General features: G+C 67.9%; 3 protein-coding genes. All 3 read right to left on the bottom strand.

The window, feature by feature from the left end; translation table 11 throughout:
* A partial coding sequence (locus AHiyo1_RS25270) for a glycoside hydrolase family 78 protein (protein ID WP_172465746.1) occupies nt 1–239 on the bottom strand: 239 nt, incomplete at its 3' end.
* A 44-nt stretch (nt 240–283) separates the two neighbouring features.
* Nucleotides 284–1,810, bottom strand: a complete 1,527-nt coding sequence (locus AHiyo1_RS23820) for a glycoside hydrolase family 43 protein (protein WP_216363335.1) — start codon at nt 1,808–1,810, stop codon at nt 284–286.
* Nucleotides 1,807–2,304: fibronectin type III-like domain-contianing protein (locus tag AHiyo1_RS23815; protein ID WP_172465745.1), on the bottom strand; the 498-nt coding region annotated here is incomplete at its 5' end. The genes AHiyo1_RS23820 and AHiyo1_RS23815, both read right to left, overlap by 4 nt.

The following is a 2,304-nucleotide window of genomic DNA, read 5'->3' as shown; positions in this document are numbered from 1 at the left end:
CACTCCACCAGCACCGAGTCAGGGCCTTCGTGCACTGCCGACTCGACAGCCCCCGCACGGGTCAGCCGCAGTTCGGCACGGGTCTGCTGCCAATCGGTGCTGTCCGTGGCGACGACCCAGCTGAGCCGCGGCCGCGGATTGGCCACGAAGGCGGTATCGGTCCTGTACTCAGCGCTGAACCGGCTGACAGAAGCCTGGCGGAGACCTGCTGGCTGCGGTGCCAGGGATGTTGATGTCACGGAGGGGCCTTTCGGAAGCGGTGGGTGGATAGGCGCCGGAGTTCCTACTGTGGTTCGCGGCCTTCACCACGGAACCAGTCGAACGTGACCGTGCCGCGGCTCGCGAAGACGCCGGAAACGCGTCCCGTGAAGGAGGCTGCGGTTTCCGCCGAGAGGTAGCGGCCGTCCAGTTCGGCCAAGGTGAGCAGTTCGCCGTCGACGACTGCCTGGAGGGCGATGGTGTCCGAGCTCAGGTGCCCGAATCCCGCGCCCGAATCCGGCTGTCGGGTTGCGATGCGAAGTTCCAGCGGCCCGGCGGGAACCTGTCGCGTCCAGCTTTCTTCGATCGAGGAGATCCGGGCCCGCGCCGTCAGGGTGGTTCCGCTCAGTTCGATCGAATAGTGGTGTGCCTCGTCGTAGCGGACGGCGAGGCCGCCGGCATTCCTTCCCCCGTCAAGGGTCCAGGTCCTCGGACGATCCGGTGTCCACCAGCGCGGAGATGGTCTCCACCTGGTACCGCTGGCGGCGGCCCAGGAAGGAAGGCCGTGGATCGTCCAGGCCGGCGCCGTCGCTGACCAGGGTGAGGCGCCCGGGGTTCTTCTCGGTGGAGGCGAACGTGCCAGGGAATCGCCGCACGGCGATCCAGCCGCCGTCGAGCTCGGCGTCCGTAAGTTGTCCTCGAACTCGCCGCCGCCCAGGCGGGGGTTGAGGATGACGGGTTCGACGACGGGCCAGCCGTCCTCCCACGTGACCGGGGTGATGAAGGTTTCCCGGCCCAGGGCGGAGAAAGCCCGGGTCATGCCCTTGGGCCGCATGCCCAAGAGCACCATGGCCCAGCCGCCGTCGGGCGTCTGCACGAGGTCGCCGTGGCCGGTGTTCTGGATGGGACGCTCGGTGCTGCGGGCGCTCAAGATGGGGTTGGCCGGGTTGCCCTCGAAAGGACCGGCCGGCGAGGTTCCGCGGGCAATGCTGACGCTGTGTCCGCGCTCGGTCCCGCCTTCGGCGATCATGAGGTACCAGTAGTCGCCATGCCGGTAAAGGTGGGGCGCTTCCGGGAACATCAGTCCGGTCCCGGACCACACGCTACGGGGCACCTCAAGGGCCTTGCCGGTTTCCAGATCCACGCGGACTTGGAGGATGCCGCCGTGCTCGCCGATGTTCCCGGTGACGGTGTCGAGTCCCGAGTACGTCATGTAGGCGGTGCCGTCCTCGTCCCAGGCAAGGTCCTGGTCGATGCCGATGGCGCCCTCAATGGCGAGTCCGTCGCTCCATGGCCCGGCAGGGTCCTCTGCCGTGAACACCAGGGTCCCGCGTGCCATGGCGTCGGTGACAGCGACGTAGAAGAGGCCGTCGTGGAAACGGATTGTGGGTGCCCACGCGCCGCCAAGGGTGGGCACGTCCCTTGAATCGAGCTGCCCTTCCCGGTCCACCACGTGGCCGATCCGGTCCCAGTTGACCAGGTCGGTGCTGTGGTAGACCGGAATGCCGGGGAGGTATTCGAACGTGGAGGTCGCCAGATAGTAGTCCTCGCCGACCTTGACGACGCTGGGATCGGGGTTGAAGCCGGGAATCAGTGGGTTGGGGAAGTTCATGCAGCGCCTCCAAGTGTGAGAACGGTTTCGAGCGGCAGTTCGGTGACGGAGGTGCCGATGCGCAGGCGGTAGTCACCGGGTTCGTAGGTCCAGCCGTTGTCCCAGTAGGCCAGCAGCCGGGTGGGCACATTGATCACCGCGGTGCGGGTTTCGCCGGGTTCGGCCCATACGGGGGCGGAGGCGACGAGCCAGCGCACGGGACGGTCCACGGCGGAGCCGGCCCGTTCGGCGTAGACCTGCACCACTTGCTTGCCGGGGCGGGTGCCGGTGTTGGTGAGGGCCACCGTGAGGGGCACGATGGCGCCGGGCACCGCCGCTGCGGGGGCTTCGGCTGTGTCGAGGGTCCAACGGGTGTAGCCGAGTCCGTGCCCGAATTCGTACGCCGGAGCGGCTCCTGCCTTCAGCCAGGCCCGGTAACCGATGTGGATCCCCTCGGTATAGGCCAGTTCCCCGTTCGCGTCCGGGGTGGTGTTCAGGACCGGCACGTCCTCCTG

This window comes from Arthrobacter sp. Hiyo1 (assembly GCF_001263615.2).
Taxonomy (GTDB): Bacteria; Actinomycetota; Actinomycetes; order Actinomycetales; family Micrococcaceae; genus Arthrobacter.
Note: the sequence above shows the minus strand (reverse complement) of the source record. Positions and strands in the feature narration are given on the sequence as shown.